Below are 14,618 nucleotides of genomic sequence, written 5' to 3'. Positions count from 1 at the left end.
TGCTTTGTTGCTTCGTGTCTTCGTGGTTCAAAAAACTATGCATGTTCCAAATGCGGCTGGCCCGCTTTTGCTGCTTCTTCATCCATTACTTCCAGTTCGTTGCGTTTTTTCTTGCTGGAAAGGAAAGAATAAATGGCCGGAATTACAAAAAGGGTAAGCACCAGCGAAAACACAATACCGCCCACAATTACAATACCCAATGGTATGCGGCTGGTGGCCGCAGCACCCAGCGACAAGGCAATGGGCAGTGCACCCAGCGCCATGGCCAGCGAGGTCATGAGGATGGGGCGTAAACGCTGCACCGACGAGTACACGGCGGCCTCCGTTTTATCCATGCCTTTCAACCTGTTTTGGTTGGCGAATTCCACAATGAGGATACCGTTTTTCGTCACCAGGCCAATCAGCATGATCATACCAATCTGCGAGAAAATATTGAGTGTGTGCCCGAATATCCACAGCGACAACACCGCACCGGCAATGGCCAGCGGCACCGTCAGCATGATGATGAACGGATCGATAAACGATTCAAACTGCGCCGCAAGGATCAGGAAAATCAACCCCAGCGCCAGAAACAGGGCAAACGAAGTACCACCCGAGCTTTCGGCGTAGTCGCGGCTGGTGCCCGTAAGCGAAGTGGCAAAGGTTTCATCAAGCAACTGGTCGGCAATGGCCTGCATGGCTTCAATGCCATCGCCCACCGTTTGGCCGGGCGCCAAACCAGCCGAAATGGTGGCCGATTTATACCGGTTGAAATGGTAGATGGTCGAAGGCGTCGTTTCTTCGGTAAACGAAACCAGGTTGTCCAGCGAAATCATTTGCCCGCCGGCATTGCGCACATACAGGCTTTTCAGGTCGGTTGGGTCGTCGCGGTCGGAGCGCACCACCTGGCCCATTACCTGGTATTGTTTGCCTTCTTTGGTAAAATAGCCAAAGCGCCGGTTGCTCAGTGCCAGTTGCAGCGTTTGCGATACATCTTCTACCGAAATGCCCAACTGGCTGGCTTTTACCCGGTCCACGTTGATGCGCAATTCAGGTTTATTAAACTTCAGATCGGCATCAACACCCTGGAAAATGGGATTCTTTTGTGCCTCATCTAAAAAGCGGGGCAGCACCTGTGCCAGTTTATTAAAATCGTTGTTTTGAATCACAAACTGCACCGGCTGGCCGCCGCGGCGGTTAACCGAAATGGTTTGTTCTTCGATGGCAAATGCGCGGCCTTCGTTGTACTTGGGCAGGTTGCGGTTTACCATTTCCACGATCTCTTTTTGCGACCGTTCGCGTTCAGCCGGATCTACCAGCATTACCCGTACAAAACCGCTGTTGGCCGAACCGGCACCCGAAAAACCAGGCGAGGTTACCGACAGCAGTGAAGCCCGTTCCGGCACCGAATCCTGCATCAGGCCGGTGAGGCGGTCGATGTATTGATCCATTGCATCGAACGAGGTTCCTTCCGGCGCCGTTACCTGCAGGCGAAACTGGCTGCGGTCTTCCATGGGCGCCAGCTCCGAAGGGATGCCGCGGCCAATGAAGAAAATAATGCCGCCGCAAATGGCAACAATCACCCAGGCCATCCAGCGGATCTTCATAAAGCCTTCCAGCGCTGTGCGGTAGCTGTCTTCCATCCAGCGGAAAAACGGTTCTGTTTTATTGTAAAACCAGGAATGTTTGTGGACGCCTTTGCGGGTCATTTTTACGTTGAGCACCGGTGTAAGCGTTAGCGAAACAAATGCGGAGATCAATACCGCACCGGCCACTACAATACCAAACTCGCGGAACAGGCGGCCTACAAAACCCTGCAGGAATATAATGGGTAAAAACACTACCGCCAGCGTAATGGAGGTGGCAATTACGGCGAAATAAATTTCCTTGGAGCCTTCCCTTGCGGCCTGCCACTTGTTCATGCCCTGCTCCATTTTTTTATAAATATTCTCCGTTACCACGATGCCGTCATCCACCACAAGGCCCGTTGCCAGAACGATGGCCAGTAATGTGAGTACGTTGATGGTAAAGCCGCATAGGTACATGATGAAAAATGCACCGATAAGGGAAACGGGGATATCGATGAGCGGGCGGATGGCAATAAGCCAGTCGCGGAAAAACAGGAAAATGATCAGCACCACCAGGCCCACGGCAATGAGCAGGGTTTCTTCTACTTCGAGGATCGACTTTTTGATGAACTTGGTTTGGTCCATCGCAATATCGAGCTTAATGTCGTCGGGCATTTCTTTTTTGATCTGCTCAAAACGCTGGTAAAACTCGTTGGAAATGGCCACATAGTTGGATCCGGGCTGCGGTATTAGCGCCAGTGCAATCATTGGGATGCCGTTTCCTTTCAGCACTGTTTCCTCATTCTCGGGGCCCAGCACAGCTTCGCCAATATCTCGGATGCGGATATCGGAGCCACCTTCGTTGCGTACAATGATGTTGTTGAATTCTTCCTCGGTGTTGAGGCGGCCAAAGGTCCGTACGGTAAGTTCCGTGGCGGTGCCGGCAATTTTACCCGAAGGCAATTCAATGTTCTGGCGCAGCAAGGCTGCCTGCACATCATTAGGCGTAAGGCGGTAGGCAGTCAGTTTTTCGGGGTTAAACCAGATGCGCATGGCATACCTTTTTTCACCCCAAATCTGGATGCCGCTCACACCCGGAATGGTTTGCAGCCGCTCCACCAGCACGTTGTTGGCCCACTCGGTAATCTGCAACTGGTTGCGGGTGTTGCTTTGTACGGTCATCGAAATGATGGCGTCGGATGAGGCATCCGCCTTTGAAACCACCGGCGGTGCATCCAAGTCATCGGGGAGGGAGCGGGTGGCTTGGGAAACCTTGTCCCGCACATCGTTGGCGGCTGCTTCCAGGTCCACGCTCAGGTCAAACTCTACGTTGATGTTGGAAGAACCCGCAGAGGAAAGCGAGGTGATGTTTTTTACACCGGCAATACCGTTGATGGCTTTTTCCAGCGGCTCGGTGATCTGCGATTCAATGATGTCGGGGTTGGCGCCGGGGTAGGAGGTCCGCACATTGATGTTGGGCGGATCGATGGCGGGGTAGTCCCGCACACCCAGGAATTTGAACCCGATAATGCCGAACACCACGATGATGATGTTGAGCACCACGGCCAGCACAGGCCGCCTGAGGCTTATTTCGGAGATGTTCATGTTTCGTTTAGTTAATTATGTTCACGAGTTCACAGGTTCACGGGTTCGTCTTGTCAGGGCGGTTTTCTCTGTTGTAAAACTTGACGCCTTTGAAATGGGATTGTTCCAGGTATTCAATCAATTTTTGCAACATCGCAATTATTTCCATTGCGTAACGGTGCAATTCTTCAAACTCTTCGTTACTGATATAATTGCGGTCAAGGGCACGATACAATTGAGACCTAAATTCGCCACAGCAGCCCTTGGAAATATACAAGTACTGTAAAAATTACCGGTTGCCACTTCGCTCAAATCCTTCTGCAATATTGTCCATGATTGATCCGGACGATCCTTCAATTTGCCCGATCAGCCGATAGTTCGTTTTGAATTTTCCAGTGTCGACAAAGCGACCAATGAGCTGGTTGAGCTCCCTTGCTTTTTGCCAGGCCTGTATTTCTTCAAATTTTCTAAACGTGGCCATCGATCATTCTGTTTTAAAACAACTGAAGAACCTGTGAACCCGTGAACTGGTGAATCTTTAAAAAATTATTGTTCCACTTTTCCCAGCGCCACTTTTGCATCGGGTTTCAAACCCAGCAGGCCGGTGGTGATGATGGTATCGCCGGGTTGCAGGCCTTCGGTTATTTGCACCAGGCTGCTGTCCCGCACGCCGGTGGTCACATCTATAAATTCGGCTACGCCGCCTTTAAAGCGGTACAATTTTTTGCCTCGTGCCTGCGGAATGATCGCTTGGGTGGGTACCATCAGTGCGCTGTTGTCCGGGTCGAACTGCAATTTTACTTTGGCAAAACCGCCGGGGAACAGCCCTGCAGCGTCGCCTTTTACCGAAGCCCGAACGGTAAGGCTGCGGGTTTCCTCGGCAATGCCCGATTCAGTGGCCAATACAGCCGCCGTGTAATTGCGGTCGCTACCTTCAATTGTGAAATTCACCACCTGGCCTTTTTTAATGGCAGAAGAGTAACGCTCCGGCACATTGAAATCGATGCGCAGGCCGGAAGTTTTTTGAATGGTGGTGATGATGCTCGTTGGCGTAACATAGGCGCCGGTGGAAATTCCTTTCAGGCCCAGTTTGCCAGAGAAAGGCGCCCGCACTTCGGTTTTTTGAATGGCGGTGCGGATGATATCGAGGTCGGCGCGGAGGTTGCTCACCTGCAGTGCCGTGAGGTCGTAATCCTGTTTGGAGATACCACCGATCTGCACCAGTTGCTGGTAGCGGTCTTCGGTGGTTTGCGCAATTTTCAGTTGCACTTCCAGCTTGCGGCGTTGTGCCTGTAGGTCGCCGTCATACAGTTTGGCCAGCAGGGTGCCTTTGCCTACCTGGGCGCCCTCCCGCACATACAGGCCGGTTACGCGGCCCGATACTTCGGGGTGGATTTCGGTGGCTTCATCGGCCACCAGCGAACCGGGTACTTCGATGGACTCGCTAACAGTGCTGGGTTGCACCACAAAAACATTGACCCGGGCGGGTGGCCGCGGACCCTGCTTTTGCTGGGCAGTAATTTTTTCTTTTCGGTCGGAGGAGCAGGCGGCAAAAATGACGGCGCCGCAACAAAACATTAGGGCAGTTCGTACAAGGGGTAATGAGTTCACTGATGTAAAGCAATTATTGTTGCAGTAAAAATAACCATTCGTGGTGCCAATGCGGCGAGGATTTCAGGCCTCGTTGAGGTGTTAACGTTTATTAACCTTTCCTTTAAGCCCGTCGCCGTTTAAAAACAAATTATTGTAAACAAATGGAATGGGAAAAAGATGCAGGCCTTGCACCGCTTTCATTTTTATAAAACAAAAGCGGCGCAACCGCTGCAGAAAATATTATGTGGTGGCTTATTGCAGTTGTTTCTTAAAAATGGATTGTGTTGAGTGGTCAAATGCCTCATCTAACAAATACAACACATCTACATTTTTCAAACATTCCTATGCCTCTTTTTGCGCAACACTCGCCTCTACCGACAACAGGTTTTTGATCTTGTTGGCTTTGTGGATCAGGTCCTGCTTTTCGGCGCTGAGGATGGTTACATGGCCCATTTTGCGGCCCGGTCTTGTTTCTTTTTTACCATACAGGTGCACAAATGCATTGTCTATTTCCAGCACGGCCGGCAGGCCTTTATAATCGGCCGGACCTGAGTGGCCCGGCGCACCAATAACGTTGACCATGGCCGAAGGGAAAATGGCTTTGGTATTGCCCAGTGGGTAACCCAGGATGATGCGCCACAGCATATCGTACTGCGAGGAGTAATGCGCTTCGATGGTGTGGTGGCCGCTGTTGTGCACCCGCGGCGCGGTTTCGTTTACAAAAACATCATCGTTCTGGTCGATGAACAATTCAACGGCAAACAGTCCCGGCGAATTAAAATTGCGCACCACCGAAAGGGCGATCGCTTCTACCTTCCACAACACATCGCGGCTGATGTTGGCGGGGCACAACTGGAAATCGAGCAGGTTGAGCTGCGGGTTGAACATCATTTCCACCGGCGGGTACAGCGCCCATTTGCTGTCCTGACCAACGGCTACCATCACTGCAATTTCTTTTTTCAGCAACACCTTTTTTTCCAGCACACTGGCTTCGGCAAAACCCAGTTCTATCTGGCCGCGGTTTTCGATGATCTGTACGCCCTTACCGTCGTAGCCGCCGGTGGCCAGCTTTTGTACGCCGGGCAGCAGGTGGGGGTGGGCATCAATTTCGTGGCGGCCGTTGAGCACCGCAAATTCGGCCGTGGGTATGGAAAACTGCTGGTAGTACTGTTTTTGGAAAATCTTGTTTTTAATGATGCGCAGCACCGAAGGCTTCGGAAACACCCGCAACCCGCTGGCCTCAAGGGTTTCCAGCGCTTCTACGTTTACGTTCTCGATTTCAATGGTCAATGCATCGAGGCCCTGCCCAAAGCGCAACACCGTGTCGTAGTCGCGGATATCGCCCAGCACAAAATGGCTGCACAGGTGTGCCGCCGGGCATTCGGGATCGGCCTCCAACACATATGTTTCAACGGGATAATTGGCTGCGGACTGCAACAACATTCTGCCTAACTGGCCACCGCCCAGGATGCCTACTTTTTGCATGCTGCGAAAGTAAGTGGAAGTGGGGAAAAAGTTGGAAGTCGGGGGACGGAAGTCCGAAAAGACGGGAAAGACAGAAAAGACTAGTTGAAAATAATAGCTGCAGACTCCTGACTCCCTACTATCAACTGTCAACTATCAACTCCCAACTCCCAACTCCTCTATCTTCGGACCTCCGACTTCCGTCTTCGGACTTCTCCCTACCTTTACCCTGCCCATGCGCCCCGACTATCCACAGAAATATTTTAACGACAAGCGGTACAGCTTTGTACTGCTCATGGAGGCGCTTGCCATGGAAGTCGCATTTTAATTTCCCCTGCACCCACATTTTTCTATGGCGCCGTTAGCGGCACCTTACTTGCGCTATCACATTTTACCGTTAATAAACCACGATTGCAATGAACACAGAAACCATGCAGCCAGGCGTGCCTGTTGCCGCCACCGATTTTTTGCCACTCGAAGGCACCGACTATGTTGAATTTTATGTGGGCAACGCCAAGCAGGCCGCCCATTATTATATCTCCGCTTTTGGCTTTCAGCCGCTGGCCTATGCCGGTCCGGAAACGGGCCAACGCGACCGCGCCTCCTATGTAGTGCGCCAGGCAAAGCTCACTTTTGTACTGACCTCGGCCCTACGACCCGAAGGACCGATTGCCGACCATGTATTTCGCCATGGTGATGGCGTGAAACACCTGGCGCTGCGGGTGCCTAACGCCGCTGATGCTTGGCTGCAAACAACCCAACGCGGTGCCGTGAGCAGCATGGAGCCACAACGCGTGGAAGATGAAAAGGGCGAAGTGGTGCTGAGCGGCATTTGCACCTATGGCGATACCGTGCACCTGTTTGTGGAACGCAAAGCCTACAACGGTGTGTTCCTGCCGGGCTACCGTGCCTGGACCAACCCGCATTTTGCCATGCCAACAACAGGCCTGCAGTATGTGGACCATTGCGTGGGCAATGTAGGCTGGAACGGAATGGACCGGTGGGTGAAATTTTATGAAGAGGTTATGGGCTTCCGCAATATTTTGTCGTTCGATGATAAGGACATTTCTACAGAATATTCGGCGCTGATGAGCAAGGTAATGAGCAACGGCAACGGGTTTGTAAAATTCCCGATCAACGAGCCGGCCGAAGGCAAAAAGAAATCGCAGGTGGAAGAATACCTGGAGTTTTATGGTGGCGAAGGCGTGCAGCACGTGGCGCTGGCCACCAATAATATTGTGGAAACGGTAACGGCGCTGCGCAGCCGCGGGGTGGAGTTTTTAAAAGTGCCCAATACTTATTACGACGACCTGCTGGACCGTGTCGGTCGCATCGACGAAGACCTGGAGCCGCTGAAAGAACTGGGCATCCTTGTGGACCGCGACGATGAAGGCTACCTGCTGCAGATTTTTTCCAAACCCGTGCAGGACCGGCCCACCGTGTTCTTCGAAATCATCCAGCGTAAAGGCGCCAAAAGCTTCGGCAAAGGCAATTTTAAAGCCCTTTTTGAAGCCTTGGAAAGGGAACAGGAGCAGCGGGGGAATTTGTAGAATGAGTCGGAAGTCGGAGGTCCGAAGTCGGAAGAATTAGAGAAAATGATGTCGCGTTTTCGTCGGACTTCGGACCTCGGTCTTCCGACTTCCTCCCCACTTTAGCGAATTTTAAAGAGCGTGCACCCGATTTTTTCCGAAATTGCCTCTTGGATTTGAATTGTATGAAACTGGTGTACCTCTTTTTATTTGCCCTGATCGCCGCCGTGACTGCATTTGGCCAGATGCCCATGTTGGCCAGCGGCCCCAATATGGATGGCTCTTTTATCAGCTTCCAGCGAACGCTGCCCCGGCCCGGTGAGGCGCTGAAACGCAAGGAAGACACGCTGCAGCGGCAGTTTAAAACCAAGGGCCTGGAGTGGCCAGCCAAGTACTTGTACATCCGCAACTTTAAATACGACGGACAACTGGAAGTGTGGGTGCGCAACGATCGCAAAGACGAATTTAAACTGTTCAAAACATACAAGGTATGTGCGCTGGCCGGTTCGCTGGGGCCCAAGCGCATGGAAGGCGATTACCAGGTTCCGGAGGGATTTTATTTCATCAATGAGTTCAACCCGCGCAGTACCTACCATCTTTCGCTGGGCCTCAATTATCCCAACGCTTCCGACAAATTGTTGAGTGATATTTTCCGCCCCGGCGGCGATATTTATATCCACGGCAGTTGCGTTACGGTGGGCTGCATCCCGGTGAACAATGAGCAGATCGAAGAACTATATATTCTTGCGGCACATGCCAAAAACCGCGGCCAGGATTTCATCCCCGTGCATATTTTCCCGATCCGGTACAACAATAAGAAAAGCCAGGATTACCTGAATACATTGACCAAAACGGATGCGCAGTTGAAGCAGTTTGCGCAGAACCTCGAATTGGTGTATGATCATTTTGAACTGACCCGCCAATTGCCCCTGATTATGGTAAATAACCAGGGCGATTATGTGTTTGACGGCCTCACCAAAAAACTGCCGCCACCGCCGCCCAAACCCAAGCGTGCCCCGGTACCGCACCGCCACCGCGATATTGTGCAGGTAGCTGATGCAGTGCACCAATGGCCGCAATTCCCCGGAGGCAATGAGCATTTTTTAAAATACCTCGATAAGATGGGCGATGCGCTTGCGGCATCCCTGCCCGATGGGAAAAAGAAGGCTTACGTGGTGGTAGAATTTATTGTGGACAGCGATGGCACGCCCACCAATTTTAAAATGGTGCAGGGTGTGGATGAAGAGTTCAATGATGAAGTAATTACGGTGCTGGAGCAAATGCCCGTGTGGCAGCCCGCCGTTTTAAACGACAAGCCGGTAGCCAAGAAAATCAGGCAGGGCTTTGGTATTGAAAAATCGAAGTAAAGCGGTAGCAAATAGCTATAGAAAAGGGCGGTTTCAACAACCGCCCTTTTCTATTTGGTAAAAACTATTTTACCGCATCACCACCTGCACGGTTTCCACGGTTTGTTGTTTTAATAAAATTTCCTTTCCGCGGGTCAGTTCTTCCAGAATCGAATCGTTGTAATGCCGGATGGTGAGCAGGTGCAGGCCTTTTTGCAGGTGCACTTCAAACAGGTGTGCGGCACTTTGTGCAAACTGGTCCAGCTTTTCCTCCAGGTTGTCGGTAACGCACAACATGCTGATGGCAGTGATCTGCGTGAGGTTGGGTTTGAATTTTACCTGTTGAAACCATCGGCTTACTTCGCTGTTCAACCCTTCGCTTACAAAAGAAAAATCTCTTGCGGTCAGCTCAATCAGCACCTGCTCTTTTTTATACACAATGATCGGCGGAAGCGCTGCTATTTTTCGGTTATGGATCACCGTTCCTTGTTCGTTGGGATGGAGAAACGAACGTACGTACAGCGGAATGCCTTTGTTTTGCAGCGGCTTGATGGTTTTCGGGTGGATTACCTGTGCGCCATAATACGCCATCTCAATTACCTCGCGGTAATTCAGCTCGCTGATCCAAACGGCACCGGGGTACAGCTTCGGGTCGGCGTTCATTACACCTTGCACATCTTTCCAAATGGTTTGGCTTTCCGCACCCAGCAGTGAGGCAAAAACCGCAGCGGTATAGTCACTGCCTTCGCGGCCCAGCGTGGTGCTTTCGTTTTCATCGGTAGCACCAATAAAGCCCTGTGTGATCACCAGGTTGTGGACATCAAACAACGGCAGTATTTCGGTTTCCATTTTTTTGCCGGTAAATGCCCAATCAATTTTTGCATCGCGGAAATTATTGTCGGTACGCATCACATCCCGCACATCTACCCAGGTGTTGCCCACGCCTTCGCAATTAAGGTAATGCGCAATAATAAGCGTCGACAGGAGCTCGCCGATGCAAACCACCTGGTCGTAGTAATAATCAAAATTGCGCACCGGCTGGTCGTGCAGCAGCCATTCCACTTCGGTAAAAAAATCACTTAGTTCGGGTAATGGCTCCGGTGTTAATTCGGCGCACAACTGCAGGTGATCCCTTTTGATGTTCTCAAAAAGCCGCAGGGCCTCATCTTTATCACCATTGTAAAATGCGGATACCACGGCTTCCAAAGCGTTGGTGGTTTTGCCCATGGCCGAAATAACCACCAACAGCGGTCCGTCTGTATATTGTTGTAAAATGCTTTTTACGTTGCGGATGTTGCTGGCCCCTGATACGGAAGCACCGCCAAATTTAAACACCTTCATCCCTCAAAAAATTTGGTGCAAAGATGTGGCTATTTGGGTCAACGTGCCGCTGGTTTGTGTCAGGTATCTAGCGCAGTTTTTAATCATGTTTCGGCACGATGAATATCAGCACCGGGTTTCTTTACACGCTACAATGCACCTTGCAAATGAATCACGAATGGCCGTTGCTCCAGGTCGGTAGGTTTTAACTGGGACAGGTCAATATGATAGTCTGCCCCAACCTGCTTTGCAGTGAGGACCTTTTTACTGGCTAAAATGCTTGCTTTTGTTCCTACGGCTGGTTTAAAGTTTTTGATCACCACCTGCGGCCGGTATTGCGGCACAATACAATACAAACTGCTGCCATTACGTGTGTAAAACTGCTCGATGTATGCACTGTCTTTTTGGGGCTGCACCAGCTTGCTAATGTCGTAGCCGGCCATGTACGAAGGGCCTTTTTTCTCCGGTTCCTTGCCGGTGCTCCATTGTCTTGTCTGTTTCCATGCAGTGGTGTTGAAAATGGCTGAACCGTTGCCTTCCAGCCAGGCGCCAATCTCCAGCAACCGCTCCTGCATGATCACCGGGATGCGGCCGTCGGCAGTGGGCCCTATGTCGAGGAGCAGGTTGCCGCCGCGGGCCACCACATCAATGAGCAGCAGGATCAGTTGTTTTCCTGTTTTGTAATCATCAATCTGCTCGTTGCGGTTGTAGCCATACGAGTGTCCAATACCCTGGCTTTCTTCCCATACAATATTGGGGTTCATGCCCGCACCATATTCCGATGTGGTGTAGGTGGCGCCAGCGTTTCGTTCCCGCGTGTTTTTGCCCCAGCGGTCGTTCACCACTACCTGCTCCTTTACCGGCGACTCGTTGAACAGCCATGCCAACAACTCCGGGCTGCGCCATGCCGTGTCTGAAATATCCCACTCACCATCCGAAAAAATCACATCAGGTTTATATTTTGTCACCAGGTCTTTGAATTGCGGGTGCATGTGTTCGGCCACATAGCGCTGCTTGTCGGAAAGCCACAATGGGTTATACCATTCGTACAGCGAATAATAATAACCCATGCGCAAACCGGCATTGCGCACTGCACTGGTCAGGTCGCCGAGCAGGTCACGCTTAGGCGTACCCGAAACTGCGTTCCACGGCCTGCCCCAGGTACGGTCGGCATCGGCATTGGGCCACAGGCAATAACCTTCGTGGTGCTTGGAGGTAAGCACCACGTATTTTGCGCCGGAGCGTTTGAATACATCGGCCCATTGCTCGGGCCGGTACAATTCCGCCTTGAAACTTTTTTCAAAATCAGTGTAAGGAAAATCTGCGCCGTAATTTTTCTGGTGAAACGCCCAGAAGTCTTTTTGCTTTTCGTGCAGGCGTTGCCAGTACCATTCCGAATAAGAGTAGCCACTGTTGGGGATTACCGGCGCATAGGCAGGCACTGCATATGTACCCCAGTGAATGAAGATGCCGAACTTTTCCTGGTTGAACCAGGCAGGGATGCCCCGCTTATTGAGCGACTCCCAATTGGGGCTGTATTTCTGTGCATGGCTGGCTGCATGCAGGAGCAGCATCAGGCTAAGGGCAATCAAACGTTTCATACCCTTAAGCAAAACAATTCCGGCGAGAAAAACCGAATTGCGCTAAGCTTTTTTTACACTAAAAAGTAACACCCCTGCGGTGGCCCAGGTTTTTGCGGGCGGAAATATAGTTGACCAGCAAAGCTGCCATCAAAATCAACAACCCAAAAAATTCACGGGTGTCTTCAATCCAGGGCTTGGTAGCCTTCATGGTTTGCGCAATATTTTCCGAATCGTGTTCATTGATCCAGTCGAGCACGCCATCCTGGGTAAACAGCAGGTACACTGCATAAATGCCAAACACCACAATACCGGCGAGGTATGTGTTGCGGTAAAATTTGCCGCGGGCCGCTAAAAAACAAAGCGCCGCACCAAACAGGTAAATGGGAATCCACAACCACGGATCGGGATCGTTGTATTGAAGGATTGCCGAAACAAGAAATAAAAAGGCAAACAGGTAATTAAAAATGCGCAGGCCCATAAGCCAAATTAAAAAGGTTTATGCAAACAGACCAAACTTATTGCTGGCAGTTGTAATTGCCATTTAACTGCAAAATAATCGGCGCAATTAATTCATGCGCCATCCGGCTGTTTGTTTACAATGCACTTTAAAATTTGTAGTCCTCACGTTCGGGATGAAATACATCGAGCAACAAACAATCGGTGATGGAGCGGCCGCCATGCGGCACGCCACCCGGAATAACTGCGGTAGTGCCCGGCTTTAAAATCATTGTCTCGTCGCCAACAGTCAGTTCAAATTCTCCTTCCAGCACATGGGCCACCTGTTCGTGCGGGTGCTGGTGCATCGCAAAGTCGAGGCCGCCCTTCATTTTCCAATATGCCAGCGTCGTTGTGCCGGTATGAATAGTGCGCAGCTCGGCGCCGGGCTGGGTTTCTTTAAAAGGCAGGTCTGCAATATGGATAAACGACATGCAATTGTTTTGGCAAAGGACGGCAAAACAGGCATGAATTTTAAGGCCTATCTATAAAAAAACATGAAAGACGAAAAGACACCGAAGGAAGCCCGGCAGCCGCCAACCGAAGCTGCTGACCGGCAGGCATTGGAAGGCGGCAGGGGTATGGATAACAAGCTGGTAACGGCTGCACATGAGCAGGCCGATAAAGACATGGAAGCCGATGCAGAGCTTACGGCCACCAGCCCCAACGACGACCTGGATGAAGGCGAGACCGCAAGGCTGGGTGAAAACACAGACCTGATTTAATGTTGGATGAATATGCACCGGCGGGTTGAAAACGATCCGCTGCAAGCTGCAATATGATGCAGCCTTGCGTGCAATTTTTTTTACTTAAAAAAATAGAAGATCATGAGCAGTGAACGACAACAAAACCGGGACAAAGAACGCAAGAGCGATGCGCAGAAAGAATACGAACGGCTGGAAAATGAAGGACGTTTTGCAGGCGATGATGCCGACAGCAATGCCGCACGGCAGGAAGCAGCAGCCAACATTGTAAATGCGCCTAGGCGCGAACGGCCGCAGCAGGATCGTGATAATGGTTTTAACGACGAAGAAGCACATCGTTCGCCAAATAAAAGCCAGACATTCAGGGTAGAGGCGCAAAACGATCGCAGCGAATCGCCCAATCCTGATTTGCTGGACGACAGCGAAGAAACCGATCGTGCCCGCAACAAAGCCAACGAAGGCAGGCGATAAGCTTTAGGGATGATCAATCTTTTAAAGGGCTTAACAGCCCTTTTTTTTATGGAAATAACAAGAAACGAAGGGCCGCAAAGCACCTAATTTTGCCGATTCATTTTAATCATGCCCATGTCCATCAATATAACTGTGAGCCATATTGCACTGCAGGTAACCAACCTGCAGCGGAGTACTGATTTTTACCAAAATATAGTTGGCCTGCCACCGCTTGAAGAACCTTTTAAGATAGGCCGCCACAGCTGGTTTGCGCTTGGGCCTGGCTGCCAGTTGCACCTGATTGCCGGTGCCGAACAGTTGCCCGGTTTTCATATTGATCATCACCTGGCGATGAGCACACCGCTGTTTGAAGCGTTTATAGAAAAGCTCACAGACAATGGTGTAGCTTATTGCGATGCCCGCAAAAATTGGGGTGTGGTACATGTGCGGCCCGATGGCATCCGGCAGGTTTTTTTCCAGGATCCCGACGGCTATTGGCTGGAGATGAACAACGAATTTCCGGTGCCTGTAAACCCTGTTTAACTGCAATATGAAAACAATCATTACAGCAACTTGCGCACTGCTTTTATTTGCTTCTGCCTGTGCGCCAAAAGTGGTGCAACAAGGCAAGGCATCATATTACCATAACAAGTTTAATGGTCGTAAAACTGCTTCAGGAGAAGTATTCAGGAACAGGAAACGAACCGCTGCACATAAAACATTGCCTTTTGGAACCAAGGTAACGGTAACGAACATGCGCAATGGAAGGTCAGTGAAAGTGCGCATCAATGATCGGGGTCCTTTTGTGCAGGGAAGGGTCATTGATTTGTCGCGCAGGGCAGCACGAAAAATAGGTATGTTACGGGATGGTGTAACCGAAGTTGAGCTCAAGTACAAACGTCCTTAAGCAGTGCAGTAAAGCCGCGTAGAAAGCTGTTCTGTAGAGGGTTTGAGGCGATGGGCAACGCAAAGGTTGTGTGATTATTGTCCTTAATTTTTTTAT

At 50.8% G+C, this 14,618-nt stretch carries 13 protein-coding genes and 1 pseudogene; 6 read left to right on the top strand and 8 right to left on the bottom strand.

Annotated features, from left to right (window positions below):
* Nucleotides 1–35: 35 nt before the first annotated feature.
* From DRJ53_RS13515 to DRJ53_RS13500, 4 genes and pseudogenes are all read right to left on the bottom strand, one after another.
* Nucleotides 36–3,152 (bottom strand): efflux RND transporter permease subunit, encoded by a 3,117-nt coding sequence (locus DRJ53_RS13515; protein WP_114236183.1) that lies wholly within the window; start codon nucleotides 3,150–3,152, stop codon nucleotides 36–38.
* A gap of 37 nt (nucleotides 3,153–3,189) precedes the next feature.
* Nucleotides 3,190–3,612: pseudogene (locus DRJ53_RS21720) on the bottom strand (four helix bundle protein).
* A gap of 65 nt (nucleotides 3,613–3,677) precedes the next feature.
* Nucleotides 3,678–4,742, bottom strand: a complete 1,065-nt coding sequence (locus DRJ53_RS13505) for an efflux RND transporter periplasmic adaptor subunit (protein WP_241558551.1) — start codon at nucleotides 4,740–4,742, stop codon at nucleotides 3,678–3,680.
* Nucleotides 4,743–5,066: 324 nt separating this feature from the next.
* Nucleotides 5,067–6,209: a 5-(carboxyamino)imidazole ribonucleotide synthase gene (locus DRJ53_RS13500; protein ID WP_114236181.1), complete on the bottom strand. Its 1,143-nt coding sequence runs from the start codon at nucleotides 6,207–6,209 to the stop codon at nucleotides 5,067–5,069.
* A gap of 395 nt (nucleotides 6,210–6,604) precedes the next feature.
* Here DRJ53_RS13500 and hppD point away from each other — a divergent pair, with 395 nt between their 5' ends.
* The gene (gene hppD / locus DRJ53_RS13490) at nucleotides 6,605–7,738 is read left to right on the top strand and encodes a 4-hydroxyphenylpyruvate dioxygenase (RefSeq protein WP_114236179.1); all 1,134 of its coding nucleotides are present in this window, start codon (nucleotides 6,605–6,607) and stop codon (nucleotides 7,736–7,738) included.
* 164 nt (nucleotides 7,739–7,902) lie between these two features.
* The gene (locus DRJ53_RS13485; RefSeq protein WP_114236178.1) at nucleotides 7,903–9,084 is read left to right on the top strand and encodes a L,D-transpeptidase family protein; all 1,182 of its coding nucleotides are present in this window, start codon (nucleotides 7,903–7,905) and stop codon (nucleotides 9,082–9,084) included.
* A gap of 69 nt (nucleotides 9,085–9,153) precedes the next feature.
* Here the strand turns inward: DRJ53_RS13485 and DRJ53_RS13480 are convergent, their stop codons facing one another.
* The 4 genes from DRJ53_RS13480 to DRJ53_RS13465 all read right to left on the bottom strand — a co-directional run bounded on the left by DRJ53_RS13480 (nucleotide 9,154) and on the right by DRJ53_RS13465 (nucleotide 12,895).
* A complete protein-coding gene (locus DRJ53_RS13480; RefSeq protein ID WP_114236177.1) occupies nucleotides 9,154–10,404 on the bottom strand; it encodes an aspartate kinase in 1,251 nt (416 codons plus the stop codon).
* A gap of 128 nt (nucleotides 10,405–10,532) precedes the next feature.
* A complete protein-coding gene (locus DRJ53_RS13475) occupies nucleotides 10,533–11,984 on the bottom strand; it encodes an alpha-L-fucosidase (protein WP_114236176.1) in 1,452 nt (483 codons plus the stop codon).
* A gap of 58 nt (nucleotides 11,985–12,042) precedes the next feature.
* A complete protein-coding gene (locus tag DRJ53_RS13470; RefSeq protein ID WP_114236175.1) occupies nucleotides 12,043–12,444 on the bottom strand; it encodes a transmembrane 220 family protein in 402 nt (133 codons plus the stop codon).
* A 127-nt stretch (nucleotides 12,445–12,571) separates the two neighbouring features.
* On the bottom strand, nucleotides 12,572–12,895 hold the full coding sequence (locus tag DRJ53_RS13465) for a cupin domain-containing protein (protein ID WP_114236174.1): 324 nt from the start codon (nucleotides 12,893–12,895) through the stop codon (nucleotides 12,572–12,574).
* Nucleotides 12,896–12,958: 63 nt separating this feature from the next.
* Between DRJ53_RS13465 and DRJ53_RS13460 the strand changes: the two genes are divergently transcribed.
* The 4 genes from DRJ53_RS13460 to DRJ53_RS13445 all read left to right on the top strand — a co-directional run bounded on the left by DRJ53_RS13460 (nucleotide 12,959) and on the right by DRJ53_RS13445 (nucleotide 14,522).
* A complete protein-coding gene (locus DRJ53_RS13460) occupies nucleotides 12,959–13,186 on the top strand; it encodes a hypothetical protein (RefSeq protein ID WP_114236173.1) in 228 nt (75 codons plus the stop codon).
* Nucleotides 13,187–13,288: 102 nt separating this feature from the next.
* A complete protein-coding gene (locus DRJ53_RS13455) occupies nucleotides 13,289–13,636 on the top strand; it encodes a hypothetical protein (RefSeq protein ID WP_114236172.1) in 348 nt (115 codons plus the stop codon).
* Nucleotides 13,637–13,750: 114 nt separating this feature from the next.
* The gene (locus DRJ53_RS13450; RefSeq protein WP_162303872.1) at nucleotides 13,751–14,158 is read left to right on the top strand and encodes a VOC family protein; all 408 of its coding nucleotides are present in this window, start codon (nucleotides 13,751–13,753) and stop codon (nucleotides 14,156–14,158) included.
* Between the two features lie 7 nt (nucleotides 14,159–14,165).
* Nucleotides 14,166–14,522 carry a septal ring lytic transglycosylase RlpA family protein gene (locus DRJ53_RS13445; protein ID WP_114236170.1) on the top strand — a complete coding sequence of 119 codons (357 nt, stop codon included), beginning with the start codon at nucleotides 14,166–14,168 and terminating at the stop codon, nucleotides 14,520–14,522.
* Nucleotides 14,523–14,618 lie beyond the last annotated feature (96 nt).

Source organism: Paracnuella aquatica, assembly GCF_003332885.2.
GTDB classification, from domain to species: Bacteria; Bacteroidota; Bacteroidia; order Chitinophagales; family Chitinophagaceae; genus Flavisolibacter; species Flavisolibacter aquaticus.
The sequence above is the reverse complement of the archived record's forward strand: the minus strand, read 5'-3'. Positions and strand labels throughout refer to the sequence as shown.

Bases quoted from the DNA above. Each gene is read 5' to 3' on its own strand.
- DRJ53_RS13480 (WP_114236177.1), bottom strand. From the start codon at position 10,404: ATGAAGGTGTTTAAATTTGGCGGTGCTTCCGTATCAGGGGCCAGCAAC.
- DRJ53_RS13470 (WP_114236175.1), bottom strand. From the start codon at position 12,444: ATGGGCCTGCGCATTTTTAATTACCTGTTTGCCTTTTTATTTCTTGTT.
- DRJ53_RS13485 (WP_114236178.1), top strand. From the start codon at position 7,903: ATGAAACTGGTGTACCTCTTTTTATTTGCCCTGATCGCCGCCGTGACT.
- DRJ53_RS13450 (WP_162303872.1), top strand. From the start codon at position 13,751: ATGTCCATCAATATAACTGTGAGCCATATTGCACTGCAGGTAACCAAC.
- DRJ53_RS13500 (WP_114236181.1), bottom strand. From the start codon at position 6,209: ATGCAAAAAGTAGGCATCCTGGGCGGTGGCCAGTTAGGCAGAATGTTG.
- DRJ53_RS13475 (WP_114236176.1), bottom strand. From the start codon at position 11,984: ATGAAACGTTTGATTGCCCTTAGCCTGATGCTGCTCCTGCATGCAGCC.
- hppD (WP_114236179.1), top strand. From the start codon at position 6,605: ATGAACACAGAAACCATGCAGCCAGGCGTGCCTGTTGCCGCCACCGAT.
- DRJ53_RS13465 (WP_114236174.1), bottom strand. From the start codon at position 12,895: ATGTCGTTTATCCATATTGCAGACCTGCCTTTTAAAGAAACCCAGCCC.
- DRJ53_RS13460 (WP_114236173.1), top strand. From the start codon at position 12,959: ATGAAAGACGAAAAGACACCGAAGGAAGCCCGGCAGCCGCCAACCGAA.
- DRJ53_RS13515 (WP_114236183.1), bottom strand. From the start codon at position 3,152: ATGAACATCTCCGAAATAAGCCTCAGGCGGCCTGTGCTGGCCGTGGTG.
- DRJ53_RS13455 (WP_114236172.1), top strand. From the start codon at position 13,289: ATGAGCAGTGAACGACAACAAAACCGGGACAAAGAACGCAAGAGCGAT.
- DRJ53_RS13445 (WP_114236170.1), top strand. From the start codon at position 14,166: ATGAAAACAATCATTACAGCAACTTGCGCACTGCTTTTATTTGCTTCT.